Origin of the sequence: Verrucosispora sp. SN26_14.1 (genome assembly GCF_004307965.1) — a bacterium.
In the GTDB taxonomy this organism is placed as follows: Bacteria; Actinomycetota; Actinomycetes; order Mycobacteriales; family Micromonosporaceae; genus Micromonospora.
Map to the genome: position 1 here is coordinate 1 of NZ_SISL01000024.1, position 24,444 is coordinate 24,444.

Consider the following 24,444-nt stretch of genomic DNA (forward strand, 5'->3'; position numbering starts at 1 on the left):
GGCCGGGTGCCCCGGCCAGGGCCGCCGCCACCGCGTCAACGTCGGCGTGCGGGGTCACCACGGTCTCCGCGCCGGAGATGCGACACCCGTCGATCAGGCTGGCATGGTTGTGCGCGTCGGAGACCAGCAGCGTGCGGGGGCGCACCAGCGCCCGGACCGCGCCGAGGTTGGCGAGGTAGCCGGAGGAGAAGACCAGCGACCGGTCGGTGCCGAGCCAGTCGGCGAGCGCGTCCTCCAGCGCGTGGTGGGCGTCGGTGGAGCCCCGGACCAGTCGTGAGCCGGTCGCGCCCAGCCCGTACTCGGAGAGCGCCTTGGCCGCCGCCGCGACCACCTCGGGATGCGCGGAGAGGCCCAGGTAGTCGTTGCCGGCCAGGTCCACCACGGCGTCGTCGGCGGTACGCGGACGCAGCCGACGGGTCAGTCCCGCCTTGGCCCGCAGGTCCGCGCGGCGTGCCAGGGCCGCCAGCCAGTCCGCCACCACCACGCCCCTTCCCCGCCGGTTTCCACCGTCAGGCGTCGTCGCCCGGTCGCACGTCGTCGCCCCGGGCGCTTCCGCCGGGCGAAGTTACCACCCGTCCGGGCCGCCCCGGCGTGGCGCCGTACGGCTCGCCGGAGGGCACCGGGGCGGGGCCGCGCACGTTTCCGCCCGTCGGACGGCCTTGTAGGGTACGTGCCATGCCAGAGATCCTCGACCAGGCCCGTACCCAGGTGCTGGAGGGTGGCGTCGGCCTGGACCAGGCCGGTGTCCTCGCGGTGCTCAACCTGCCCGACGAGCACCTGACCGCCACGCTCCAGCTCGCCCACGACGTGCGGATGCGCTGGTGCGGCCCGGAGGTCGAGGTCGAGGGCATCGTCTCGCTGAAGACCGGCGGCTGCCCGGAGGACTGCCACTTCTGCTCGCAGTCCGGGCTGTTCACCTCGCCGGTGCGGTCGGTCTGGCTGGACATCCCGTCGCTGGTCGAGGCCGCCAAGCAGACCGCCGCGACCGGGGCGACCGAGTTCTGCATCGTGGCCGCCGTCCGCGGCCCGGACGCGCGACTGATGACGCAGATGCGCGAGGGCGTCGCCGCGATCAAGGCCGAGGTCGACATCCAGGTCGCCGCCTCGCTCGGCATGCTCAGCCAGGAGCAGGTCGACGAGCTGGTCGCCATGGGTGTGCACCGGTACAACCACAACCTGGAGACCTGCCGGTCGTACTTCCCGAACGTGGTCACCACGCACTCGTGGGAGGAGCGCTGGGAGACGCTGCGGATGGTCCGCGAATCCGGCATGGAGGTCTGCTGCGGCGGCATCCTCGGGCTCGGCGAGACGGTCGAGCAGCGGGCCGAGTTCGCCGCCCAGCTCGCCGAACTGGACCCGCACGAGGTGCCGCTGAACTTCCTCAACCCCCGGCCGGGCACCCCGCTCGGCGACCGTCCGGTGGTCGAGGGCAAGGACGCGCTGCGCGCCATCGCCGCGTTCCGGCTCGCCATGCCGCGCACCATCCTGCGGTACGCGGGCGGCCGGGAGATCACCCTCGGTGACCTGGGCACCCGCGACGGCCTGCTCGGCGGCATCAACGCGGTGATCGTCGGCAACTACCTGACCACCCTCGGTCGACCGGCCACCGACGACCTCAAGCTGCTCGACGACCTCAAGATGCCGGTCAAGGCGCTGTCGGCGACGCTCTGATGCCGATGGGCGAGCTGGTCGGGACGTGGTGCGACCGCTGCGGTGAGGCCGTGGCGGTCGGCGACCACGAAGGCTGCGCGGCGGCCCGCACCCTGGAACCGCCCCGGTACTGCGCCGGATGCCGACGCCGGATGAAGGTGCAGGTGCTGCCGGTCGGCTGGTCCGCCACCTGCGTCGAACACGGCGAACAGCGAGGCTGAGGCGTGACGTTGCGCGGAGAGACGGTGACCCTGCGGCGGGCGACGGCCGACGACGTGCCCACGCTCGCCGCCATCCGTGCCGAGCCCGAGGTCCGTCGCTGGTGGCGCGGCGACGACGACCTGACCGCCGCCGTCGAGGCCGACCTCGCCGACGACGACCTTGAGGTGTACGTCGTCGAGCACGACGACCGGGTGGTCGGGGCGATCCAGTGGTACGCCGAGAACGACCCCGACTACCGCCACGCCGGACTGGACATCTTCCTCGACCCGTCGGTACGCGGCCGGGGCCTCGCCGGAGACGCCATCCGCACCCTGGTCCGGCACCTGGTCGACGCCCACGGCCACCACCGCTTCACCATCGACCCGGCGGCGGCCAACACCGCCGCGATCCGCGCGTACGCGAAGGCCGGCTTCCGCACCGTCGGCGTCCTCCGTCGCTACGAGCGCGGCGCCGACGGCCGCTGGCACGACGGCCTCCTGATGGACCTGCTCGCCGACGACCTCCGCTGACCTCACCCGGACCGCGACCCTCGCGCCGCGAGCGCCGTAGCTGCGCCGGGTCCGGTGTAAGGAAGGGCCCCCTGCTAACGCCTCGTGTATAGCAGGGGACCCTTCCTTACATCGCGGACGTCGCAGCGCCGGAAATCCGCTGGCGCCCCGCCGCTGAAATGTCCAGAGTCGGACGATGCCGCCCCTCGTACCCGATGATCGTGCCGACCCGCTGGAGTGGCTGGCCTTCGCGCAGGCCGGAGTCCTCACCACCGCCCAGGCGCTGACCGTGCTGACCGAGGGCACGCTACGGGGTCTCGTCCGTTCCCGCCGATGGCGCTCCGTCGGCCGTGGCCTGCTGCTCTCCGGCAACGGCCGACTCACCCGGACCCAACAACTCTGGGTGGCCGTCCTGGCCTGCGGACGCGGCGCGGTCCTCGCCGGTCCCACCGCAGCTACCGAGGCCGGAGTACGCGGCCTGCGGCCCGAGCCGCTGCACGTCCTCGTGCCGTCGACCCGCCGGTCCGGGCGTACCACCCTGCGCCGGCTGCCGCTCGACATGGCCGCCGTGGTGGTGCACCGGACGTCGCTGCTGCCCGCCGACCACCTTCAGGTCGGCCGGCCGCCCCGGACCAGCACGGCACGTGCCCTGGTGGACGCGGCGAGTTGGGCACCTTCGACCCGCGCGGCGCAGGAGGTGCTGGCTGCCGGGTGCCAGCAGAGACGGGTACTGCCCGAGGAGATCACCGCCGTGCTCGACGTCCTGCCCCGGGCACCACGGCGACGACTGATCCGGCAGACCGTCGACGACATCGCCGGTGGCGCGCAGGCGCTCAGCGAGATCGACTTCGTCCGGCTCTGCCGCCGCGCCGGGCTGCCGGCACCGGACCTACAGGAGCGACGAACCGACACCACCGGTCGTACGCGCTGGCTCGACGCGTACTGGCGCGAGTGGCGGATCCATGTGGAGATCGACGGGGCGCACCACATGGACGTACGCCAGTGGGCGGCGGACATGCAGCGGCAGAACGACGTCTGGACGACGGGTGACCGCATCCTGCGCTTTCCCGCCTGGCTGGTACGCGCCCACCCCGACCAGGTCGCCGACACGGTCCGCCGCGCCCTCGTCGCCGCCGGTTGGCGTCCGGACTCGTGAATCTTGGAAACCTACCGTTCGACGCTGACGGTAACTGTCCAAGATTGACAGTCGTCCCACGCGGTGAGTGCCGCGATGCCGCATCCCGCCTACGGCCAAGAGGCCGGGTCGTGACGGCACAGAAGCCGGACAGAAGGGTCGTGACGCGAGGGCGCCGGGCCGAAGGCTGGTGACGGCGAGGGCGCCGGGGCCGATCGGGTGGTGACGGCGAGAACGGCCGCCGGAGGGACACCGGCGGCCGTTCTCGGGTGGTTGGTCATCGGGTCTCCCCCCGATCAGCCGGAGGAGATGGCACAAGCTTGCCTGCGGATGGGGCCCACCGATCTCAGGCGAACGGTCCGACCTGGGCAGACGGGCGGGTCCCGTGTCGGGACGTCGGGGTGGAATCAGGGGCCGCCAGCGGCGTGTCGGTGTAACGCGATTCGGCCCGCCGACGCTACCCCCGCCGGCCCAGACTCGCCCGCGCCCCGGCTTGCATCCCGACGAGACGCTCGCGCCGTTCCGGATCGGCCTTCCCGGAACGCTCGCTCCTATGGTGCCGCTCGGCCTTCCCAAACCGGTGAACGCCAGATTACATTGCTACTCATCCATGGGAGCGCTCCCGGTCCTGCTGGAGCCACTCTGCCACCACCGCCGGCAGCCGTCCACCCCGACGCGTGCGCGTCGACGCTGCCTGCCCCGTACGACAGGAGCAGCCGCATGCACCACATCAGACGGCCGGGCCGCGCGCGCGGCGACGATCCCGGCCGACGCGGCCACTGGTCGCGTCGTCTCCGCAGCACCGGCACGGTCATCGCCGCCGGCCTGGCGCTGGCGGTCGGCGTACCGGCGGCAGGCGTCGCCGCGCCGAACACCACCGTGCCGAACACCACCAGCTCCACCGCACCGAACACCACCGCCAGCAACGCCGCCGCCAGCAACGCCGCGTCGAGCAACGCCGCCGCTCCGGCGTTCAACTACGCCGAGGCGTTGCAGAAGTCGCTGCTGTTCTACGAGGCGCAGCAGTCCGGCAAGCTGCCGGACTGGAACCGGGTCTCCTGGCGCGACGACTCGGCACTGCGGGACGGCGCGGACGTGGGGCTCGACCTCACCGGCGGCTGGTACGACGCCGGTGACCACGTGAAGTTCGGCTTCCCGATGGCGTTCAGCACGACGATGCTGGCGTGGGGCGCGGTCGAGTACCGGGCCGGGTACGTGGCGTCGGGCCAGCTCACCCATTTGTTGAACAATCTGCGGTTCGTCAACGACTACTTCGTCAAGGCGCACCCCTCGCCGAACGTGCTGTACGGGCAGGTCGGCAAGGGCGACGACGACCACAAGTGGTGGGGGCCGGCCGAGGTGATGCCGATGGCGCGGCCCGCGTACAAGATCGATGCGAGCTGTGGCGGCGCGGACCTGGCGGGTGAGACGGCGGCGGCGATGGCCGCGTCGTCCATGGTGTTCCGGCCGACCGACGCCGCGTACGCCGACAAGCTGCTCACCCACGCGCGGCAGCTCTACACGTTCGCCGACACGGTGCGTAAGAGCTACCACGAGTGCATCACGGACGCGACCAGCTTCTACCGGTCGTGGAGCGGCTACCAGGACGAGCTGGTGTGGGGTGCCATCTGGCTGTACCGGGCGACCGGCGACGCCACGTACCTGGCCAAGGCGGAGAGCGAGTACGACAAGCTCGGCACCGAGCCGCAGACCACCACCCGCTCCTACAAGTGGACGGTGGCCTGGGACAACAAGCAGTTCGGCGCGTACGTGCTGCTGGCCAACCTGACCGGGAAGCAGAAGTACGTCGACGACGCCAACCGGTGGCTGGACTTCTGGACCGTGGGCGTGAACGGGGAACGGATCCGCTACTCCCCCGGCGGGATGGCGGTGCTCGACTCCTGGGGCGCGTTGCGGTACGCGGCCAACACCGCGTTCGCCGCGCTGGTCTACAGCGACAAGACCACCGACGCGACCCGCAAGACCCGCTACCACGACTTCGCCGTCCGGCAGATCAACTACGCACTCGGTGACAACCCGCGCAACTCCAGCTACGTGGTCGGCTTCGGCACCAACCCGCCGAAGAACCCGCACCACCGCACCGCGCACGGCTCCTGGTGGGACAGCATGACCGTACCCACGGAGACCCGGCACACCCTCTTCGGCGCCCTGGTCGGCGGGCCGTCGTCGCCGAACGACGCGTACACCGACAACCGGTCGGACTACGTGATGAACGAGGTCGCCACCGACTACAACGCCGGTTTCACGTCCGCGCTGGCCCGGCTCTCCCAGGAGTACGGGGGTACGCCGCTCGCCGGTTTCCCGGGTGTCGAGCGGCCCGACATCGACGAGTTGACCGTGGAGACCACGGTGATGCAGAACGAGACCCGGGCCACCGGTCTGAAGGTGATGATCTACAACAAGTCGGCGTTCCCGGCGCGGGCGTTGACCGACGCGAAGTTCCGCTACTACTTCCGCCCGGACGGCACCGGCGCGGTGCAGGTCACCCCCGGCTACACCCAGGGCTGCCCGGCGCCGAGCACCGCCAAGCAGGCCAGCGGTGACCTCTGGTACGTGGAGGTCGACTGCACCGGACAGACCATCGCGCCGGCCGGTCAGTCGCAGCACCGGATGGAGGTGCAGTTCAAGGTCGGCGTGCCGGAGGGCGGCACCTGGAACACCGGCAACGACCCGTCGTTCCAGGCCACCGCCGGGCCGAACCGCAACGTGCCGTTGTACGCGGGCGGGGTCCGGGTGTGGGGCGTGGAGCCCACCGGTGACACCGACCCGCCGCCGCCGGACCCGGACGACACGGTCGCGCCGACCGCTCCCGGCGCGGTGACCGTCTCCGGGATCACCGCGACCGGAGCCACCCTGACGTGGGGTGCCGCCACCGACAACGTGGGCGTCACCGGGTACCGGGTCTACCGGGACGACGTGCTGGTCGCGACCGTCACCGGCACCACGTACGCGGCGACCGGGTTGACCGCGCAGACCACGTACCGCTTCCACGTGGTGGCCGTCGACGCGGGCGGCAACGTCTCGCCGCCCACCGCGAAGGTCTCGGTGACCACCTCGGCGCCGCTGCCGACGACGCCCTGCCGGGTCACCTACGGCACCAACGACTGGGGCACCGGGTTCACCGCGAACATCACCATCGCGAACACCGGCACCTCGACCATCAACGGCTGGACGCTGGCGTTCACCTTCCCGCACAGCGGCCAGCGGGTCGGCCAGGGCTGGGGGGCGACCTTCCAGCAGACCGGCGCGTCGGTGACCGCGACCAGCCTGTCCTACAACGGCACTCTCGCGCCGGGCACATCGACAAGCATCGGTTTCAACGGTACGCACACCGGCAGCAACCCCCGACCGACAGGCTTCACGGTCAACGGGGCGACCTGCACCGTCGCCTGATCCCGGGGGCGGTGCGGCCGGGCCGACGCGCTCGGCCACACCGCCCCTCCAGCACGCGCCGACACCCCGATCGGTTCACCATCAGTGCAGATTGTGTGAACATCCATAAGATCCACCCGCACACCGACCGCTCCCGTACCCAACGGCACCCCTGTCAACCTGGGAAAAGGAGCTGAACAATGCGCGGACGACACCGTCGGACACGTCGGACACGCCTGCTGGCCCTGGTGGCGGTCGGGGTGGTGGCCCTCGCCGGGCTCGCGATCGCCCCGATGACCTTCGCCGCCGAGGCACCCCGCAACACCTGCCCCGACCTGGAGGTCATCGGCGCACGCGGCACCACCGAACGCCCCGGCCTCGGCATCGTGCTGACGCCGCTGGCCCGGCAGATCACCCGGGACCTGCCGCAGACCGTCCGCACCACCCCGCTCGACTACCCCGCCTCCGGCAACTACATTGCCAGCGTCCGCCAGGGCGTCACCGAGGTGCAGCGGGTGATGACCGCGACCGCCGCGCAGTGCCCCGGCACCCGCTTCGTCCTGATGGGCTACTCCCAGGGCGCCGACGTGATGGGCGACGCGCTGGCCGGCACCGGCAGCCGACTCGGCGGGCGCACCGGGCTCCCCGCCGACCTCGCCACCCGGGTCTCGTCAGTCCTCCTCTTCGGCGACCCCTCCTTCACCGCCGGTGAACCCTTCAACGTCACCGCCGGCCGACGCTCCGGCATCTTCCCCCGGGGCGCAGGGCGACTGAACGGCTTCGCCGACCGCATCCAGTCGTACTGCAACGCCAACGACCGCTTCTGCCAGGGCGGATTCAGCTTCGCCGCACACGTCAACTACCAGGGATTCCACCCCCAGGCCACCCGCTTCGCCGCCGCCCGCGCCACCGCCGACGTACCGCGCTGACCTCGCGGCTGGTTCCATCTGCGGGCGCCGCTGCGGCACACCGCCGACGGGCCGGCGACGGCCGTACTGCGGCGACGGCAATCTTGGACAGTTTCCGTTAGGAGCTAACGGAAACTGTCCAAGATAGACTTCCGTACCGCACGATCGTGGCGGTGTGGTCGGGTGTGCGGGGATGGGGCGAGCACGAGTCGCCGCAACCCGGCGGGCATCACGAACAACTGCCGCTTCTCGACCGCGTCTCCGTACCGGTCGAGCTGGTAACACTGGATCCAGGTCCAGCCGTACGGCGAATGCCAGTCGGCCTGCTCGCGGACGACCCGCACCGCGATCGGCGTGCGAAACTGCGGACCCGCCTCGCGAGTCAACAGGTACACACCGGGCTCGACCATCGGCGTCCCGTCCGGCCGACGCCGCTCACCAGGCACGACGCGGTACGACCACAGCCTGGTCCACCCGCACCCGGGCGTACCGGCGACGGACCTGGAGCGACCCGTCCCGCTGCACCGCGTGCCCGCTCACCTCGGCCCACACATGGCCGTCCGCCTGCTGCGCCCGGCCGATAACCTCGGCCACGTAGAGCAGCAACTCTCCCACCCCGGGCAGGTACGCCCCCTCCGGCACCCGGATCACGTCCCCCACCGCCACGGTGCCCACCGCCTCCCCACCGAGCACTTCGGCGAGCGACGGCACGGATGAACATCCATCGGCGTGCGCCGACCAGCGCGACGGCGGGACATCGTTCGTCAGTCTCGGTGTGGACACGGGAGCCTCCCTCGTCGTCTCGGTGGACCGGGGGTCGCCGCGGATGCTCGCCCGGCGGCGACCCCCGGGACGAACGCGCCCGCCGGGCCAGGGGGATTGACCTCCACCGAACGCGCCATCTACCGAAACCTTGCCGAGAGTGATGGGATCAGTACACGACGAAGGAGTGTTCCCCCGGGACGTCCGGGACATCCATGGTGGAGGCAGGATGAATGATGCACTTCGAGTGGCCATGGCGGAGGCAGGCGAGACAACCGAAAGCCTCGCTGCTCAGACGGGCGTTGACCCGAAGACAGCGGCCAGATGGATCAGCCCGGGACGCGTTCCGCAGCCCGCTCGGCGCGCAAAGGTAGCCACGATCCTCGGTCGGGACGTTGGTGACCTATGGCCCGATGTCCTCAAACGTCGCGAGCCGCAGTGGCTGCGCGAGTGGATCGACTGGGAGCGCGAAGCCGTCTCGTTGCGCTGGTTCGAGCATTCGTGGGTGCCGGGCTTGCTCCAGACCGAGGCTTACGCACCCGCGACGCTGACCGGCGAAGCCCTCACGGCCGAGGAGGTGGGAGACATCGTGGCCTCCCGCCTCGATAGACAGGCAATTCTCCGGCGCGAGCGTCCGCCCCTGCTGGTCGCGGTCATTCACGAGTTGGTGCTGTTCCAGTCCGCCTACGGCGACCGCGAGTTGATGCGCGACCAGTGTGAACACCTCGCCCGATGCGCCGCCCTGCCCAACGTGCAGGTATTGATCGTGCCGAGGGACGTAGGCATGTATCCGGGTCTCGGCGGCGGCTTCATCATCGCCGAGTTGCCCAGCGGTCAGCACGTCGCTCACGTCGACAGCCAGGCGCCTGCGCAGATCATCGCAGAAGCAGCCGACGTTGCTACGCTGAGTCGCAGGTGGGAGCGGATCAGAAGTGAGGCACTCTCTCGCCCACAATCCCTCGACGTCATCAGGAAAGCGGCAGCATCATGGACCTGACCGGCGCACGGTGGCACAAGAGCAGCAAGAGCGGCAACAACGGCGGATCCTGCGTCGAAGTGGCGGACAACCTTCCCGGCACCGTCCTCGTCCGCGACACCAAGGACCGTGACGGCGGGACGCTGGCGTTCGCGCCGACCGCTTGGCAGGCGTTCGTCGCCCAACTCGCCAAACGAGCCTGACCGACCACTGCGGACATCCGAGAGCGCTCGCCCCACCGGGGGCCGGGCGCACTCCCCGTCCCCAGCCGCCCCAACACCTCCCCGCCAGCCACCACCCCCGCCGATCATGGAGTTGTGGCATCGACAAACAGGGGCGTTTCATCAGACAACGGGCACCACAACTCCATGATCGACGCAGCAGAGCGCGCGACGCGGCAGAGCGCGCGACACGGCACCACGCGCGACACGGCACACGACGCCGCACCACGCGCGTGCGGGACGGGAAAGGGCGGTGGGCGGGGCTCCCGCATCGGGAGTCCCGCCCACCTCACCGTCCTCCGCACCGGAGGTCGGTCGTCTGTGCTGTCAGCCGGCGCGTTCCGTCGCCGCCGACACCTCGGCCCCGAGGGGGACCGTCATGGTGAGCAGGGAGCCGTCGCGGTCGACGGTGGTGGGTCGGGCCAGCCGACGCAGGGTACGCAGCATGGCCGTGTTGTCCGCCTGGATGTGCAGCACCATGGCCGCGTACCCGGCGGACTCGGCCTGCCGGGTCAACCGGCGCAGCAGGGTCGAGCCGAGGCCGCGCCGCTGCCAGTCGTCGCGGACCAGCAGGGCCACCTCGGCCTCGTCGCCCTCGGCGAGCAGGTTCGCCATCGCGACGACCGACTCCGCCGCCCCGTCGGAGCCGGTCGTCGCGGCGATCAGGGTCTGCCCACGCGCCGGTTCCAGGAGCTGACGCATCCGGGCCGGAGTGGGCAGGCAGGCACCGCCAAGGTAGCGGCGTTGGCGGGTGTCCGCCGAGCATGCCTCGTGCAGTTCGGTCACGGCCGCCAGGTCGTCGGCGACGGCGGGGCGTACGGTCAGCTCGGCGCCGTCGGGCAGGACCACGGTGACCTGCTCGGTGGTGCGGCGGGCGGCGGTGGCGCCCAGCTCCAGCAGGGCCTGCGCGCGGGCGTACTCGGCGGGCGTGAAGCTCGGCGCGACCCGGCGCAGCAGATAGGAGCCGCCGTTGGGGTCGGCCAGCAGCATCGTCGCCTCGTCGACTCCGATACGCATCTCGGCGAGTGCCGGACGCCAGGTCACCTCGTCCGCGCCGAGGAGGGCACGCAGCACCTCGCCGGTGGCGTCCGGGTCGTGGACCAGCCGGGTGGCCAGCCCGAGTACGCGGGTCGGCTGGTCCGCCAGGCCGCGCGCCTCGCTGCGCGCCACCCAGCAGTCCCGGCCCCGGCCCCGTTCCACGGCGGCGATCAGACCCGCTTCGTCGAGGGTGTCCGGCGCGTCCACGAGGAAGTCGTCGACGGCGCCACGTTCGGTGGTGTGCACCTGCACGGTGAGGATGTTGACCCCACGTAGCGCGAGACTCGCCGTGAGCACCGACAGGTAGCCCGGTCGGTCGTCCACGGTGGCCCGGATCCGCCACAGCGTCATGGTCGCCTCCTTTCACCTGTCACCCTGGCCTGCCGCTGTTGCCGGCCGGTTGCCCCGTCGTGTCCAGCGGCCACGGGCCCTGCGGTCTGCGTCACACCAGGTCGCGGCCGGTCAGGGGGTGGCGACGGTCGGGGAGCCGACCAGGTCGAGCCGGTCGCCGAGGATCACCGCGCTGGCCCGGACCAGCTGGGCGAGCCGGTCGACCTCGGTGCTGTGGAAGGCGGCCGGGGTCAACGTCTCGTTGTGCTCGCGGGAGACCACGAGGACCAGTCCGGCGCGACCGAACGGCGCGATGGCGAAGTGGCTGCCGTCGGGCATGGTCATCGACCGGGCGCGCAGCGGGGTCACCTCCGGCAGCCGGGGCGGCATCGGCGTACGCCAGCTCGCGTGCCCGACCGTCGCTCCGCCGCCGCCGGTGCGGGAGGCCCAGTCGACCGGTACGACCGCGGCCACGGACCACTCGGCGGCGAGCAGTCCGGGTACCGCGTCGACGAGGGTGGCCAGCCCGTCGGCCGGGTTGGCGGCGACCTGGGCCAGTAGTTCCGCGTCCTGCCCGGTGGTGGTGGGCGCGCCGATCGCCCGCCACACCCCGTCGACGCGTACGCCCGGGATCGCGGCCAGACCGGCCAGCAACCGTTCCACCCGGGCGGCGCCCGGCCAGACCACGGTGAAGTCGTCGACCGCCCGGCCGCCGAGCCGTTCCAGGACGACCACCTGGACGATGTCCGCGCCCGATACCCCGAGGGTGCGCGCCACCTGGCCGAGCGTGCCTGGACGGTCCGGCAGGGTGACCCGTACACGCAGCAACATCTGAACCCTCCGCTCGGCGGGCCGGCACAATCCCGGCAGGCTGAACCCGAGCTTGGCAGTTGACCATTTCGTCCCTGTTGCTGCGGCATGTCCCCTGGGCAAAACCTGACCTTGACAACCTGACGGGGCTGCCATCAACTGTCCGAATGACCGATCCGGCTGCCCGTTTCCCCGCCGGTCTGGACCTCGGCCGTCTCGGCGCGTACCTCGCGACGCATCGACCGGAGTCGGCCGGGGAGCCGCTGCGGGCCGACCTGATCGCCGGTGGGCGGTCGAACCTCACCTACCTGGTCCACGCCGGCGACCGTGACCTGGTGCTGCGGCGACCACCGCTCGGGCACGTGCTGGCCACCGCGCACGACATGGCCCGAGAGTTCCGGGTGATCTCGGCGCTGGCCGCCACCGACGTGCCGGTCCCCCGCGCGCTGCTGCTCTGCGCCGACCCGGAGGTGCTGGGCGCGCCGTTCTATCTGATGGAGCGCGTGCCCGGCGAGGTGTACCGGGCGCGCCGGCAGACCGACCGGCTCAGTGCCGGGCAGCGGCACGACCTGGCCATGGCGATGATGGACACCCTCGCCACGCTGCACACCGTCGACCCGGCGGCGGTCGGCCTGGGCGACTTCGGCCGCCCCGACGGCTACCTGGCCCGGCAGGTACGCCGCTGGGCCGGGCAGCTCGACCGGTCCCGCAGCCGACCGCTTCCCGGCATAGACGAGCTGCGCGACCGGCTCGCCGCAACGGTTCCCGACAGCACCGGTACGGGCCGTCTCGTGCACGGCGACTACCGGCTGGACAACCTGCTCGCCGCCGTCGACCCGGCGACGAGGTCGATGACCGTGACCGGGGTGCTGGACTGGGAGATGGCCACGCTCGGCGACCCGCTGGCCGATCTCGGGCTGCTGCTGACGTACTGGGACGTCCTGGGCGGCGGCGTCTCCGTCGACAACCCGGTCGCCGACGGACCCGGCCCGCGTGCCGGGTTCCCGACCGGCGCGGAGCTGATCGACCGGTACGCCGCCCGCAGTGACGTCGACGTCGGCCCGCTCGACTGGCACGTGGCACTGGGCTGCTTCAAACTCGCGGTGATCTGCGAGGGCATCCACTACCGGCACACCCTCGGGCAGACCCTCGGCGAGGGTTTCGACACCATCGGCGGCATGGTCGCCCCGCTGGTCGCCCACGGGCTGGCCACGCTGAGGGAGGCATGATGCACTTCGGGTACGACGACCGCACCGAGCAGTTGCGCGGGGAGCTGACCGAGTTCCTGACCGACCACGTCTACCCGGCCGAGCCGGTGTACGCCGCCGAGGTGGCCGCTGCCGGTGACCCCTGGGCCCGACCGCCGGTGCTGGCGGGGCTGAAGGACGAGGCGCGCCGACGTGGCCTGTGGAACCTCTTCCTCCCCGATCCGCGCCACGGCGCCGGGCTGACCAACCTCCAGTACGCGCCGTTGGCCGAGCTGACCGGCCGCAGCCCGCACCTGGCCCCGGAGTCGCTCAACTGCGCCGCGCCGGACACCGGCAACATGGAACTGCTCGCCGAGTTCGGCTCCCCCGCCCAGCAGGAACGGTGGCTCGGCCCGCTGCTGGCCGGTGAGATCCGCTCGGCGTTCTGCATGACCGAACCGGACGTCGCCTCCTCCGACGCGACGAACATCGCCACCGCGATCCGCCGCGACGGGGACCACTACGTGATCGACGGCCGAAAATGGTGGTCGTCCGGGGCGATGGACCCGGCCTGCGAGATCTTCATCGTGATGGGCAAGACCGACCCGGGCGCCGACCGGCACCGACAGCAGAGCATGATCCTGGTCCCCCGGGACACTCCCGGGGTCACGGTCCGCCGGGGGATGACCGTCTTCGGCTTCAGCGACGCCCCGCACGGTGGTCACGCCGAGATCCACTTCGACGGCGTACGGGTGCCGGCGGAGAACCTCGTCGGCGCCGAGGGCACCGGGTTCGCCATCGCCCAGGCGCGGCTCGGCCCCGGCCGCATCCACCACTGCATGCGCCTGATCGGCATGGCCGAACGGGCCCTGGAACTGCTCTGCCGCCGAGCCGCCGACCGGGTCGCGTTCGGCCGCCCCCTCGCCGAGCAGGGCGTGGTGCGGGAGTGGATCGCCGAGTCCCGGGTCCGCATCGAGCAGGCCCGCCTGCTGGTACTCAAGACCGCCTGGCTGATGGACACCGTCGGCAACAAGGGCGCACACACCGAGATCCAGGCGATCAAGATCGCCACGCCGGCGATGGCCGAGTGGGTGATCGACAAGGCGATCCAGACGTACGGCGCAGCCGGCGTCAGCCAGGACACTCCCCTGGCCGCACTCTGGACCCACGCCCGTACGCTCCGCCTCGCCGACGGCCCCGACGAGGTGCACCGCGCCAGCCTCGCCAAACGCGAACTACGCCGCTGGACCCGCCCCGCCTGACGGCACCCGCCACGAACGGCGTGCGTCCCTGCCTCGGGGCTGCCGTCCGACCAGAACGAGAACTCCCACCATGACCAGGGCAAATACGCCGATCGAGGTGACCTCGACCGCCAGCACCCATGGCCGAGGTTCGATGAGTTCGTTGAGCAGTCCATAGAGTTCGGCGGTGGAGGCGATGGCGAGAAGAGTCGCTGACGTGGTCAGGATGGTGTTCAGGCGCCGACGCCGGTGGGATTCGGCAGCGGCCAGCCGGTCGTCGAAGGCGCGGAACAGCCCCGAGGCGGCCTGGTACAGATCCTCAGCCTCCTGAATCCGACTCAACAAGGAACGTTCGTACGCGGCAAGACCAGCCGCCTCGTACAGGCGGTCGAAATAGGAACGCCTGATCAGGTCACGCAAGAGGGTGGGGGAATTGATTCCGTTAAGCTTGGCCCGGACGTCACTCGTGACCAGTCTGAGGTCGGCATACCGTTGTTCGAGTGACAAGATGGTGTGCTGCAGTGCGTTTCTCTCCTGGACCGTCGACATCGGCGCCTCCTGAAGAAGCCGTCGGGCCGTGTCGAGCTGGTCCCGCGCCTGCCGGATGTATTCGGTGATCTCCGCAGTCCAGCCGAGCAGTACGCCAGGAAGCGTGGCGATGAACTCGGCCTGAGCGCTGTAGCTCAGAGCCATCCAGTCCGGCGTCTCTGGCGCGGAAACCACTGTGGTGTTCGCCGTACGCAGGACGATGTCACCGTCGTATCCGTAGTCGCCGAGGATGTCGGTGGCATCCGGCGATGGGCGATAACGCACCCACTCCTCCAGTGTCACGGCATCCCGGCCAACGGGGCTGACGAATAGGCTGCTGCCCACGACAGCGGCATCACTGATCTCGGATCCGCAGGCATGTCGGGCTGTTCCGTCGGCCTGAATGACCTGGAGAGAATGAACCACCAACAACGAGTGACTCAGTGCCACCGCCGTGCCTACAGTGCGCTGGACGACATCGTCGAAGGACTGCTCCACCGATGGGTCGTCATTCAGCCCGTTGAGGAATTCCGTGATCACCTCTTGGGCATACTCGGAGAGTCTGCTCCACGCCTCCGTGTGGTCCGAGGTCGCCAAGCGCACCTTCTCGCTGGCTCCCATCACGACCGATGGACGACGAAGCGCCTGGTTGACGAGGTGCACGTCCGCATCGACCAGAGCGCCCTCAAGGCGGAGGCTGTGATTCCCGAGGCTGCTGATCCTCAGCGTGGCGGTGAGGGTCGTCTGTGTCTTCGCGGCGTCCGTCATCGTGATCAACACCGGAGGCAGCGACACGTCCAGCACCCGATAGTCGGACTCCGCCCCCCAGTCGTCGCCGACCGCGTGATCCACGACCGCACTGATCGGTCGCCCGTGCACGCGCACCGCTCGCCCTTCACAACGACTCCTGATCGCGCTGATCGGATCGGCACCGTACCCGGTCGACGCGCTCGATCCGTCCCGACCAGGCGTCAGCCGCACCCGGTCCAGCACAGCGCTGGGAATCGCGAACGGATAGATGTAGACGACCGTGGCATCCTCGACGAAGAGGAAGTCACGGTTCACCCATTCGCGCATGATCCGCAGGTTGGCCGCGAGTGCGGCAAGGTCGCCGGAGAGCCAGGCCTTCGCCGGGTGCCGACGCCTGGTCTGCTCTACCTTTTCGAGGAAGCCGGCCAACTCCTCGGCCAGAACCTCCCGGCGCTCGTGGACGCCCTGATCGCCGGCTCTCCTCCCGGCCAGAAGGAATTGACGCGTTGCCTGGGCACAAAAGACGAGGGCTTGATAGTAGTCCCGCGTCTCGTTGGCGTGCTCGGACAACCAGTCGGTCAATTCACCGCCGTCCAGAATCGACCGGATCCGGCAGATCTGATCGTCCATCGCTGCCACAATGCGACCCGCCTGCTTCTCCACCTCGTCCATGCAGGAGGAATTGACAGCCCTGCTGACTGCCATCCCCTGCGACACGAGCCGGATGTTCTCCAGCATGATCGAGGTATGTTCGGTGATCGCTGTGGAAGGTGGACCGGATCCGGCACCTCGACTCTGTTCCGGAGATTCCGGAAAACCCGTGCGCAACACCTCGGTGATCGTCCGCAGCACTCCACCCTGATCGGCATAGAGATCCCACATCTCGTTGATTCGGGCGTAGAGGTACGAGACGAGCAACAAAAGGAGATCAGGTCGACCGGCAACGTGTCCGACCTGAGCGCGGAGGACGGCCCGCACGATCTCCGAATCGGGGGCCCGGCCAGTGAACAGAGCATCGAGATCAGCCAGGGCATGCGCGTGCCCCGTCCGCGACAGCAAGTCCTGGATAGGGCGTACGTTGTGGTGTGTGAATGCCTCCGTCAAGGCATCGGCTACCGCTGCAGGAGATGGGGTGTCGGTCTGCATCGAATGAAGCGTCGCCACGTTGGAAGCCTCCAGCGCACACTCTGTCCGGGCCTGTCAGAGTAGGTGAGGCTGTCGACCGGCCGCAGCGGCCGACTGATCTGCAATAGCGATACTCAGGGTCAGGCGGTGGCGCGCTCGACGAGTTGGGTGTCCAGGACGATGTGCGGATCGGGGATCTGGTCGCCGCGGATCCGGGCCACCAGTAGGCGGGCCATCTGCCGGCCCATCTCGTCGACCGGCTGGAACACCGAGGTGAGCGGCGGGTTGGCCTGACGGGCGATGGGCGCGTCGTCGAAGCCGATCACGGCCACGTCCTCCGGTACGCGGCGGCCGGTCTCGCGCAGCGTCCGCATCGCGCCGAAGGCCATCAGGTCGGCGGCGACGAAGACGGCGTCCAGGTCGGGGCAGCGCTCCAGCAGCTGCCGCATCGCGGTCGCCCCGCTCTCCTCGCTGAAGTCGCCGTACCCGATCAGGTCGGGGTTGACGCCGAAGCCGGCGGTGCGGACCGCGTCCCGGTAGCCGGCGAGCCGGGCCAGGCCGGCGCCCATGTCCTGGGGGCCGGCGATGGTGGCGATCCGGCGTCGCCCCCGGGCGGCGAGGTACTCCACGGCCTGCCGCGCGCCGCCGGCGTTGTCCACGTCGACGAAGGAGGCGGGTTGGGCCTCGGGGTGCAGCATCCGGGCCGGGCGTCCGCCCAGCACGGTGGGCAGCCCCCGCTCCTCCAGCAGGGTGGGCAGCGGGTCGGAGTCGTGCAGCGACAGCAGCAGGACCCCGTCGACGTGCTGGTTGGTGAGGTGGTGCTCGACCCGTTCCCGCTCCAGCGGCGACTGGGCCATCGCCAGCCAGAGCTGCAACGGCGTCTCCAGCAGGACCGAGCTGATCCCGCGCACGATGCCGGCGAAGAACGGCTCGGCGAAGATGCGCTCACCGGACTCGCTGACCACCAGGGCCACCGAGTCGGTGCGTTGGGTCACCAGGGCCCGGGCCGCGCGGTTCGGCACGTACCCCAGCTCGGCGATTGCCTGCTGCACGGCGGCGCGGGCTTCGGGACTCACCTGCGGGGAGCCGTTGACCACGCGGGAGACCGTGCCGCGGCCGACTCCGGCGCGGGCGGCGACCGCGTCGAGGGTCGGGCGCCCGAGCGACCGGGTGCGCTGCGTTGTCATCGTCTGCTCCTCCGACATGGGCGGACCCGGCACCTGGTTCAGCGATGGTGCCGGGCCACCCGTTACTGGCTGGCCGTCGCCTTATTGTGCGGCCAGACCGTTGCGTCGGATCACCTCCGCGTACCACCTGGCGCTGGACTTGGGGATACGAGTCTGGCTGTCGTAGTCGACGTAGATCATCCCGAACCGCTTGGTATAACCCCAGGCCCATTCGAAATTATCCAACAGCGACCAGGCGAAGTATCCCCGCAGGGGCACGCCGGCGCTGATCGCCTCGTGCGAGGCGCGCAGGTGGGCGTCGAAGTACGCCAGCCGGTCGACGTCGTCGACCTGGCCGTCGATCACCGCGTCGACGAACGCCGAACCGTTCTCGGTGACGTAGAGCGGCAGGTCGGTGTACTCCTCGTGCACCCGGCGCAGGGTCTCCACCAGGCCGGGAGCGTCGATCTCCCAGTTCATGTCGGTCACCGGGAAGCCCCGGGTGACGAACCGGACGTTCTCGCTGCCCGGCCAGGTCGACGGGGCCCGCCAGTACTCCTCCGGGTCCTCGCCGGGCACCGGCGCGGCCACCACGTGCCGGCTGTAGTAGTTGATGCCGACCACGTCCAGCGGGGTGGAGATGACCGCCAGGTCCCCGTCGTGGACGTGCGCGAAGTCGGTCACCTTCGCCAGGTCCGCGACCAGGTCCTCCGGGTACGACCCGCGCAGGATCGGGTCCAGGAAGAACCGGTTGGCCAGCCCGTCGATGCGCCGGGCGGCGTCCAGGTCGCCGGGAGCGTCGCTGGCCGGGGTCACCGGGTACAGGTTGACGGTCACGCCGAGCTGGGCGCTCGGGATGGCCGCGCGCAGCGCCTGGACGGCGAGCCCGTGGCCGAGCATCAGGTGGTGTCCGGCGCGGACCGAGTCCGCGCCGTTCTGGCGGCCGGGCGCGTGCACGCCCGAGCCGTACCCGAGGAACGCCGAGCACCACGGCTCGTTGAGCGTGGTCCAGTACTTCACCCGGTCGCCCAGCGCCCCCGCCATGAGCTGCGCGTAGTCGGCGAACCGGGCCGCCGTGTCGCGGGCCGGCCAGCCACCGGCGTCCTCCAACTCCTGGGGCAGGTCCCAGTGGTAGAGGGTGAGCCACGGCTCGATGCCGTTGGCCAGCAACTCGTCGACCAGCCGCTGGTAGAAGTCCACCCCCTCGGCGTTGGCCGGGCCCGTGCCGCCCGGCTGCACCCGCGGCCATGACACCGAGAACCGGTACGACTTCAGCCCCAGCTCGGCCATCAGGCGAACGTCGTCCCCGAGCCGGTGGTAGTGGTCGCAGGCGACGTCGCCGGTGTGCCCGGCAACCGTCCGGCCCTCGGTGTGGCTGAAGGTGTCCCAGATCGACGGGGTACGGCCACCCTCGCTCGCCGCGCCCTCGATCTGGTAGGCGGCGGTGGCCGCGCCCCAGAGGAAGTCGGACGGAAAGGTCAACGGCGCGCGTTCGTCGAGGACGCCCACCGCGGGTGGGATGGCGGGGTTGCTCACGACTTGACAGCACCTTCCATGATCCCGCCGATGATCTGGCGGCCGAACAGGATGAAGACCAGGACCAGTGGCAGGGTGCCGACCGCCGTGGCGGCGAAGACCTGGGAGTAGTCGGTGTAGTAGGCGTACGAGAGGAAGGAGAGCGAGACCTGGAGGGTCGGGTTCTCCGGGGTGAGGATCGCGTACGGCCAGAGGAAGGAGTTCCACGTCTCCATGAAGGTCAGCAGACCCAGCACGGCCGCCGCCGGACGCAGCGCGGGCAGCACGATGTTCCAGTAGATCCGGAACGTGCTGGCACCGTCGACCCGACCGGCCTCGATCAGCTCGTCGGAGATCGCCTGGCTGGCGTACTGCCGCATCATGAACACGCCGAACGCGCTGACCAGGAACGGCACGGTGACGGCGTACAGGGTGCCGAACCAGTTCAATTCCTGCATCATGCCCCAGAGCGGGATGATGCCGAGCTGGGTCGGGATCATCATGGTGATGACGATCATCAGCAGCAGGATGTTGCGGCCCCGGAAGCGCAGCTTCGCGAAGGCGAAGCCGGCCAGCGAGCCGGTGAGGACCACCGACAGGGTGACCACCGAGGAGACGATGACCGAGTTCATCAGGCCGGTGAGGAAGTTGGCCGCGTCGTTGTCGAGGACGCGCCCGAAGTTGTCACCGAAGGCACCGCCCGGGGTGAGCGGCGGCGGTACGTCGTTGATCGAGTCCAGGGTGCGCGTCCCGATCACGATCATGTAGTAGAACGGGTAGATCGACAGCAGCGCCGCCAGGACGAGCGCCATGTAGGTCAGCGGACTGGTGCGCCACAGGCGCCGGGAAGCCGAGGTCACAGCTCTCTCCTCACTTGGCCGAACGGCGGACGAGTAGGAAGTTGAGCAGCGACATCAACGCGATGATCAGGAAGATCGCCCAGGCGACGGCGGCGCCGTAACCAGCGGTGTTGAGGTTCTCGATGCCCTTCTCGTACATGTACATCGCCAGGGTCTGGAACTCCCGCTGGTTACCGCCGAGGATGCTGCCGTTGGCGAAGAGCAGCGGCTCGGTGAAGAGCTGCATGCCGCCGATCGTGGAGAGGATGATCACGAAGATCAGGGTGGGGCGGACCATGGGGACGGTGATCTGCCAGAACTGCCGCCACGGGCCGGCGCCGTCGATCGAGGCGGCCTCGTAGAGGTCCTTCGGGATGGCCTGCATCCCGGCGAGCAGGATCAGGGTGTTGTAACCGACCCAGCGCCAGTTGACCATGGTCGCGATCGCGGTCCAGGAGCTCCACCGCTGGCCGTCCCAGTCGATGTTGTCGACGCCGACGAAGCTGAGCACCCAGTTGATGAGGCCGAACTCCCGCTGGAACAGCATGCCGAAGACGATCGCGACGGCGGCCACCGAGACCACGTTCGGGATGAAGATCGCCAGCCGGAAGAAGGTCTTGGCGCGCAGCAGGGTGCTGTTGAGCAGGTTCGCCAGGAAGAGCGCGAGCAGCAACTGCGGGATGGTCGACAGCGCGAAGATGCCGAACGTGTTGTAGAGCGCGTTCCAGAAGTAGTCGTCCTTGATCAGGGCGGCGTAGTTGTCGAGCCCGATGAACGTCTGGTCGCCGATCATGTCCCAGTCGTGCAGGGACATCCAGGCGGTACGCAGCATCGGGTACAACCCGAAGATGCCGAAGATCAGGAAGAACGGCGCGATGTAGAGGTACGGGGAGTACTTCAGATCCAGGCGGTTGAGCAGGAACCCGCGCCGACGCGGGGGCTCGGAGCCGGGTGGTGTGACGTTCGACGGGGGGGCCGTCGTGGCCGAGAGGCTCATGATTTTCCTTTCCCGGCGGGAGCCCTTCCGAGGGGGCCCACGCGCAGGGTGCAACCCAGACGGGGACCGACCGGTGGCGCCCGGGGTAGTCCCCGGACGCCACCGGTGGGAAATCACTGTCAGAAGGCGCCCTGGATGGCGGCGTCCTTCACGAACTGCTCCCAGGCCTTGTCCTTGTTGGCCTGCCCGTTCTCGAACGACCGCAGGGCCGGCTCGAGCGCGTTCTCCTTGACCGCCTGGTGCTTCGGGCCGAGGTGGACCGGCTCGATCTTGGCGACGCTCTCACCGAAGATCTTGCCGGTCGGCGCGTCGCTGAAGTACTCGTTGGTGTAGCTGAGGAACGCCTCGTCCTTCAGCGCCTCCAGGTTGGTGGGCAGCGGGCCCTTGAGCTTGAAGGCGTCGACCTGGCTGGTGGCCTTGGTCAGGAACTCGGCGAGCTTCGCCGCCTCCTTCTGGTGCGCGCTCTGCTCCGGCACGGCCAGCCACGAGCCGCCCCAGTTGCCGCCGCCACCCGGCACGGCCGCGACGTCCCACTTGCCCTTGTTGGCCTCACCCGAGTTGTCCGCCACGATGCCGAGCATCCAGGACGGGCAGAAGGTCGCCGCGAAGGTGCCCTGCTTGAAGCCGCCCGACCACTCCGGCGACCAGGTCGCCGCCTTGGCGGAGATGTCCGACATCGAGGTCGCGGTGTCCCACGCGGCCTTCACCGCGGGGCTGGAGTCCGCGATGATGTTGTTCTCCTTGTCGTAGAACAGGTCGCTGCCCTGCTGGAACAGCACACCGTTCGAGACCGCGGTGATCGAGTCGATGAACGCCTTGCCGGTCGCGTCCTTGTACTTCTTACCGGCCTGGTGGAAGCCGTTCCAGTCCGGCCAGAGCGCCGAGACCTGGTCACGCTCGGTGGGCAGGCCGGCGGCCTGGAACAGGTCCTTGCGGTAGCAGACCGCGAGGCTGCCGACGTCGGTCGGCAGGCCGATCAGGCGTCCGTCGGGAGCCTTGCCCAGCTCCCACTTCCAGGGCAGGAACTCCTTGGAGTGGTCCTCGACGAGCGGGTTGAGGTCGACCCAGTTGCGCGGGTTGGCCTTGAACTCGTTGAGGATGCCCTCCTCCAGCGCGGTGACGTCCGCCGCGCCCTTGCCGGTGGCCAGGTACCGGACCAGCTTCGGCCGGTACTCGCCGAGCTGCGCGGTCTTCCGCAGCTCGATCTTGATGCCGGTCTCCTGCTCGTACTGCTTGACGAGCTCGTCGTAGCCGAACTCGCCGAAGGTGTCGACGACCAGCTTGGCGGGCTTGCCGCCCTCGCCCGTGTTGCTGTCGTCGCTTCCGCAGGCCGCGAGACCGCCGACAGCGGTGACCGCCGCCAGCGCGCCTGCCGCCAGGCGGGTACGCCGCGTGGTGAGGCTCATCCTGACCCCTCTTTCAGTGGTGAGGCTGGTTTATGTGTGGTGGGGGGTGCCGCAGCGCCATCCGGCACCGAACTGGTCTGTCGGTGTCGGGCGCTCGGGGCGGGACTGTGATCCACGCCATCTTGGGAACGCTCCCATGAGATTGCCGGGAGGTATCCGGAGTGTCAATAGCCCGCTGGGAGCGTTCCCAGATCGTTACCGCGAAAATGTTTACCCCGCGCTCACGAACGAAGCGCGGGGCTGCTCAACGTGATCGCTGAGTAACGAATCAGCAGAGTCGGCGCAGCAGCGTGCTGACCCTACCTGCGTCGAAGGCGTCCGGGTCGAATCCGGGACCCACCCATTCCCGCATCGCCCGGTGCTCCGGGTGGCCGGGGTCGCTCAGCGCGGCGAGCAGCAGTAGGTAACCCTGCGGACCGCCGACGTCCTCCGGCGGCCCGGCGCGCTCACCGTCCAGGCAGATCGGGTAGCGCTCGTCCGGATCGGCGGCGAAGGCGTCCTCCACCACCAGGTCGTGCTCCCACCAGTCACCGAAGTCGTACGTGTAGTGAAACCGGGCGCCCTTGCCCACCGCCGCGTCCAGGCGTACGTCCAACTCGTCGTGCACGCCCAACTCGCCGTCGGGGTCGGGTTCGCCGTACTGCACCCCGTCGATCTCGAACGAGTGCAGGTGGCAGTCGCGCCACCCCATCGCGTGCTGTACCACCCGGTGAACACGGTCGAGGGTGTAACCACCGGGCACCAGGACCCGTCGCCAGATCGTGGGACGCAGCCCGGACAGCGACATCCGCAGCGTGAAGATCTGACGTGACATGCTGCGTCATCCTCCCCCGGCATAGGCTGCCAGCATGATCTGCCGAGCGTGCCGGACACGGCGGCACGACGAGTGTCCGGGCCGTAACTGGTGCGACTGCCAGCACCGTACCCCTCGCCCCACCCCTCCGGTCACCGGTCCGGCCGGCGAATGACCGTCGGACTTCCGATCCACGCACTCTGGCCCGAGCCGTCACCCGGGCCGGTCGACGACGACGCGCTGACCGCCCTCTACCGGCGTGCCGACCGACCGCACCTGCGGATGAACTTCGTGACCAGTGTCGACGGCGCGGTCAGCCTCGACGACTACTCCGCCGGGCTCTCCGGTGAGCCCGACAAGCGGGTGTTCGGGCTGCTGCGGATGCTCTGCGACGCGCTGCTGGTGGCCGCCGGCACGCTGCGCCACGAGGGCTACCGGGCGATCCGGCTCGACGAACGCCGTCGTGCCTGGCGGCGGAGGCACGGGCTGACCGAGTACCCGACCCTGGTGGTGGTCTCCGCCAGCGGACGACTCGACCCGGAGCAGGCCGCCTTCGCCGACGCCCCGGTACGCCCCCTGGTGCTCACCCGGTCCGACGCCGTCCCACCGACCGGGCTGTCCACCGTGGCCGACGTGGTGCCCTGCGGCGACGACCGGGTCGACCTCGTCGCCGGCCTCGCCGAGATGCGCCGACGCGGGCTCGACCAGGTGCTCTGTGAGGGCGGCCCGCACCTGTTCGGCGCGCTCACCGCCGACGACCTGGTCGACGAGGTCTGCCTGTCGGTCGCCCCACTGCTCGCGGGCGCGGGCGCGGGTCGGATCACCGCCGGTGACCCGAGTCCCGCCCGACACCTGCCACTGCGGCACGTGCTGCACGCCGCCGACGGCACCCTGCTGCTGCGCTACGCCCGAGGCTGACGCCACCGGGGCGAGTTGCCGTAATCCGCCACGTAGCCGCAGGTCG

At 70.0% G+C, this 24,444-nt stretch carries 23 protein-coding genes; 11 read left to right on the top strand and 12 right to left on the bottom strand.

Features of this window, described 5'->3' with window-relative positions; translation table 11 throughout:
- Nucleotides 1-478, bottom strand: a 478-nt coding sequence (locus EYA84_RS04640) for an aminotransferase class I/II-fold pyridoxal phosphate-dependent enzyme (protein WP_131051782.1), incomplete at its 3' end; no start/stop codon positions are given.
- Between the two features lie 197 nt (nt 479-675).
- Between EYA84_RS04640 and bioB the strand changes: the two genes are divergently transcribed.
- The 6 genes from bioB to EYA84_RS04670 all read left to right on the top strand — a co-directional run bounded on the left by bioB (nt 676) and on the right by EYA84_RS04670 (nt 7,817).
- Nucleotides 676-1,671: a biotin synthase BioB gene (gene bioB, locus EYA84_RS04645; protein WP_131051758.1), complete on the top strand. Its 996-nt coding sequence runs from the start codon at nt 676-678 to the stop codon at nt 1,669-1,671.
- Nucleotides 1,671-1,871 (top strand): hypothetical protein, encoded by a 201-nt coding sequence (locus EYA84_RS04650; RefSeq protein WP_131051759.1) that lies wholly within the window; start codon nt 1,671-1,673, stop codon nt 1,869-1,871. The genes bioB and EYA84_RS04650 overlap by 1 nt, the downstream gene beginning before the upstream one ends.
- 3 nt (nt 1,872-1,874) lie before the next feature.
- Complete coding sequence (locus EYA84_RS04655; protein WP_131051760.1) at nt 1,875-2,381, top strand: GNAT family N-acetyltransferase; 507 nt, start codon at nt 1,875-1,877, stop codon at nt 2,379-2,381.
- A 175-nt stretch (nt 2,382-2,556) separates the two neighbouring features.
- Complete coding sequence (locus EYA84_RS04660) at nt 2,557-3,516, top strand: hypothetical protein (RefSeq protein ID WP_131051761.1); 960 nt, start codon at nt 2,557-2,559, stop codon at nt 3,514-3,516.
- Nucleotides 3,517-4,215: 699 nt separating this feature from the next.
- Nucleotides 4,216-6,909 carry a glycoside hydrolase family 9 protein gene (locus EYA84_RS04665; protein ID WP_131051762.1) on the top strand — a complete coding sequence of 898 codons (2,694 nt, stop codon included), beginning with the start codon at nt 4,216-4,218 and terminating at the stop codon, nt 6,907-6,909.
- Between the two features lie 179 nt (nt 6,910-7,088).
- Nucleotides 7,089-7,817 carry a cutinase family protein gene (locus EYA84_RS04670; RefSeq protein ID WP_131051763.1) on the top strand — a complete coding sequence of 243 codons (729 nt, stop codon included), beginning with the start codon at nt 7,089-7,091 and terminating at the stop codon, nt 7,815-7,817.
- Nucleotides 7,818-7,921: 104 nt separating this feature from the next.
- Here the strand turns inward: EYA84_RS04670 and EYA84_RS04675 are convergent, their stop codons facing one another.
- Nucleotides 7,922-8,206, bottom strand: coding sequence for a hypothetical protein (locus tag EYA84_RS04675; protein ID WP_131051764.1), 285 nt, complete (start codon nt 8,204-8,206; stop codon nt 7,922-7,924).
- Between the two features lie 25 nt (nt 8,207-8,231).
- Nucleotides 8,232-8,507 (bottom strand): hypothetical protein, encoded by a 276-nt coding sequence (locus tag EYA84_RS04680; RefSeq protein ID WP_131051765.1) that lies wholly within the window; start codon nt 8,505-8,507, stop codon nt 8,232-8,234.
- 280 nt (nt 8,508-8,787) lie between these two features.
- On the opposite strand from EYA84_RS04680, the gene EYA84_RS04685 reads away from it, so the two are divergent.
- Together EYA84_RS04685 and EYA84_RS04690 are read left to right on the top strand one after the other, a co-directional pair.
- Nucleotides 8,788-9,555, top strand: a complete 768-nt coding sequence (locus tag EYA84_RS04685; RefSeq protein WP_131051766.1) for a DUF5753 domain-containing protein — start codon at nt 8,788-8,790, stop codon at nt 9,553-9,555.
- The gene (locus EYA84_RS04690) at nt 9,546-9,737 is read left to right on the top strand and encodes a DUF397 domain-containing protein (RefSeq protein WP_131051767.1); all 192 of its coding nucleotides are present in this window, start codon (nt 9,546-9,548) and stop codon (nt 9,735-9,737) included. The genes EYA84_RS04685 and EYA84_RS04690 overlap by 10 nt, the downstream gene beginning before the upstream one ends.
- A gap of 345 nt (nt 9,738-10,082) precedes the next feature.
- Here the strand turns inward: EYA84_RS04690 and EYA84_RS04695 are convergent, their stop codons facing one another.
- Together EYA84_RS04695 and EYA84_RS04700 are read right to left on the bottom strand one after the other, a co-directional pair.
- Nucleotides 10,083-11,144, bottom strand: coding sequence for a GNAT family N-acetyltransferase (locus tag EYA84_RS04695; protein WP_131051768.1), 1,062 nt, complete (start codon nt 11,142-11,144; stop codon nt 10,083-10,085).
- Between the two features lie 111 nt (nt 11,145-11,255).
- Nucleotides 11,256-11,954: an amino acid-binding protein gene (locus EYA84_RS04700; RefSeq protein ID WP_131051769.1), complete on the bottom strand. Its 699-nt coding sequence runs from the start codon at nt 11,952-11,954 to the stop codon at nt 11,256-11,258.
- Nucleotides 11,955-12,100: 146 nt separating this feature from the next.
- Here EYA84_RS04700 and EYA84_RS04705 point away from each other — a divergent pair, with 146 nt between their 5' ends.
- The gene (locus tag EYA84_RS04705) at nt 12,101-13,162 is read left to right on the top strand and encodes a phosphotransferase family protein (protein ID WP_131051770.1); all 1,062 of its coding nucleotides are present in this window, start codon (nt 12,101-12,103) and stop codon (nt 13,160-13,162) included.
- Nucleotides 13,162-14,382 carry an acyl-CoA dehydrogenase family protein gene (locus EYA84_RS04710; RefSeq protein ID WP_131051783.1) on the top strand — a complete coding sequence of 407 codons (1,221 nt, stop codon included), beginning with the start codon at nt 13,162-13,164 and terminating at the stop codon, nt 14,380-14,382. Before EYA84_RS04705 ends, EYA84_RS04710 begins: the two co-directional genes overlap by 1 nt.
- Here EYA84_RS04710 and EYA84_RS04715 read toward each other — a convergent pair.
- The 7 genes from EYA84_RS04715 to EYA84_RS04745 all read right to left on the bottom strand — a co-directional run bounded on the left by EYA84_RS04715 (nt 14,356) and on the right by EYA84_RS04745 (nt 23,501).
- The gene (locus EYA84_RS04715; protein WP_131051771.1) at nt 14,356-16,785 is read right to left on the bottom strand and encodes a hypothetical protein; all 2,430 of its coding nucleotides are present in this window, start codon (nt 16,783-16,785) and stop codon (nt 14,356-14,358) included. The genes EYA84_RS04710 and EYA84_RS04715 overlap by 27 nt on opposite strands.
- 119 nt (nt 16,786-16,904) lie before the next feature.
- Nucleotides 16,905-17,951, bottom strand: a complete 1,047-nt coding sequence (locus tag EYA84_RS04720; protein WP_131051772.1) for a LacI family DNA-binding transcriptional regulator — start codon at nt 17,949-17,951, stop codon at nt 16,905-16,907.
- A gap of 81 nt (nt 17,952-18,032) precedes the next feature.
- On the bottom strand, nt 18,033-19,466 hold the full coding sequence (locus tag EYA84_RS04725) for a GH1 family beta-glucosidase (RefSeq protein WP_131051773.1): 1,434 nt from the start codon (nt 19,464-19,466) through the stop codon (nt 18,033-18,035).
- Nucleotides 19,463-20,305, bottom strand: coding sequence for a carbohydrate ABC transporter permease (locus EYA84_RS04730; protein WP_131051774.1), 843 nt, complete (start codon nt 20,303-20,305; stop codon nt 19,463-19,465). Before EYA84_RS04730 ends, EYA84_RS04725 begins: the two co-directional genes overlap by 4 nt.
- A gap of 10 nt (nt 20,306-20,315) precedes the next feature.
- Nucleotides 20,316-21,281, bottom strand: a complete 966-nt coding sequence (locus EYA84_RS04735; protein ID WP_131051775.1) for a carbohydrate ABC transporter permease — start codon at nt 21,279-21,281, stop codon at nt 20,316-20,318.
- 119 nt (nt 21,282-21,400) lie between these two features.
- Nucleotides 21,401-22,687, bottom strand: coding sequence for an ABC transporter substrate-binding protein (locus tag EYA84_RS04740; protein WP_131051776.1), 1,287 nt, complete (start codon nt 22,685-22,687; stop codon nt 21,401-21,403).
- Between the two features lie 268 nt (nt 22,688-22,955).
- A complete protein-coding gene (locus EYA84_RS04745; RefSeq protein ID WP_131051777.1) occupies nt 22,956-23,501 on the bottom strand; it encodes a plasmid pRiA4b ORF-3 family protein in 546 nt (181 codons plus the stop codon).
- Between the two features lie 150 nt (nt 23,502-23,651).
- Here EYA84_RS04745 and EYA84_RS04750 point away from each other — a divergent pair, with 150 nt between their 5' ends.
- Nucleotides 23,652-24,398 carry a pyrimidine reductase family protein gene (locus EYA84_RS04750; RefSeq protein WP_131051778.1) on the top strand — a complete coding sequence of 249 codons (747 nt, stop codon included), beginning with the start codon at nt 23,652-23,654 and terminating at the stop codon, nt 24,396-24,398.
- The last annotated feature ends 46 nt before the right edge of the window (nt 24,399-24,444 follow it).

Bases quoted from the DNA above. Each gene is read 5' to 3' on its own strand.
- bioB (WP_131051758.1), top strand. From the start codon at position 676: ATGCCAGAGATCCTCGACCAGGCCCGTACCCAGGTGCTGGAGGGTGGC.
- EYA84_RS04650 (WP_131051759.1), top strand. From the start codon at position 1,671: ATGCCGATGGGCGAGCTGGTCGGGACGTGGTGCGACCGCTGCGGTGAG.
- EYA84_RS04660 (WP_131051761.1), top strand. From the start codon at position 2,557: ATGCCGCCCCTCGTACCCGATGATCGTGCCGACCCGCTGGAGTGGCTG.
- EYA84_RS04665 (WP_131051762.1), top strand. From the start codon at position 4,216: ATGCACCACATCAGACGGCCGGGCCGCGCGCGCGGCGACGATCCCGGC.
- EYA84_RS04670 (WP_131051763.1), top strand. From the start codon at position 7,089: ATGCGCGGACGACACCGTCGGACACGTCGGACACGCCTGCTGGCCCTG.
- EYA84_RS04675 (WP_131051764.1), bottom strand. From the start codon at position 8,206: ATGGTCGAGCCCGGTGTGTACCTGTTGACTCGCGAGGCGGGTCCGCAG.
- EYA84_RS04685 (WP_131051766.1), top strand. From the start codon at position 8,788: ATGAATGATGCACTTCGAGTGGCCATGGCGGAGGCAGGCGAGACAACC.
- EYA84_RS04690 (WP_131051767.1), top strand. From the start codon at position 9,546: ATGGACCTGACCGGCGCACGGTGGCACAAGAGCAGCAAGAGCGGCAAC.
- EYA84_RS04695 (WP_131051768.1), bottom strand. From the start codon at position 11,144: ATGACGCTGTGGCGGATCCGGGCCACCGTGGACGACCGACCGGGCTAC.
- EYA84_RS04700 (WP_131051769.1), bottom strand. From the start codon at position 11,954: ATGTTGCTGCGTGTACGGGTCACCCTGCCGGACCGTCCAGGCACGCTC.
- EYA84_RS04705 (WP_131051770.1), top strand. From the start codon at position 12,101: ATGACCGATCCGGCTGCCCGTTTCCCCGCCGGTCTGGACCTCGGCCGT.
- EYA84_RS04710 (WP_131051783.1), top strand. From the start codon at position 13,162: ATGCACTTCGGGTACGACGACCGCACCGAGCAGTTGCGCGGGGAGCTG.
- EYA84_RS04715 (WP_131051771.1), bottom strand. From the start codon at position 16,785: ATGCAGACCGACACCCCATCTCCTGCAGCGGTAGCCGATGCCTTGACG.
- EYA84_RS04720 (WP_131051772.1), bottom strand. From the start codon at position 17,951: ATGACAACGCAGCGCACCCGGTCGCTCGGGCGCCCGACCCTCGACGCG.
- EYA84_RS04735 (WP_131051775.1), bottom strand. From the start codon at position 21,281: ATGAGCCTCTCGGCCACGACGGCCCCCCCGTCGAACGTCACACCACCC.
- EYA84_RS04740 (WP_131051776.1), bottom strand. From the start codon at position 22,687: ATGAGCCTCACCACGCGGCGTACCCGCCTGGCGGCAGGCGCGCTGGCG.
- EYA84_RS04745 (WP_131051777.1), bottom strand. From the start codon at position 23,501: ATGTCACGTCAGATCTTCACGCTGCGGATGTCGCTGTCCGGGCTGCGT.
- EYA84_RS04750 (WP_131051778.1), top strand. From the start codon at position 23,652: ATGACCGTCGGACTTCCGATCCACGCACTCTGGCCCGAGCCGTCACCC.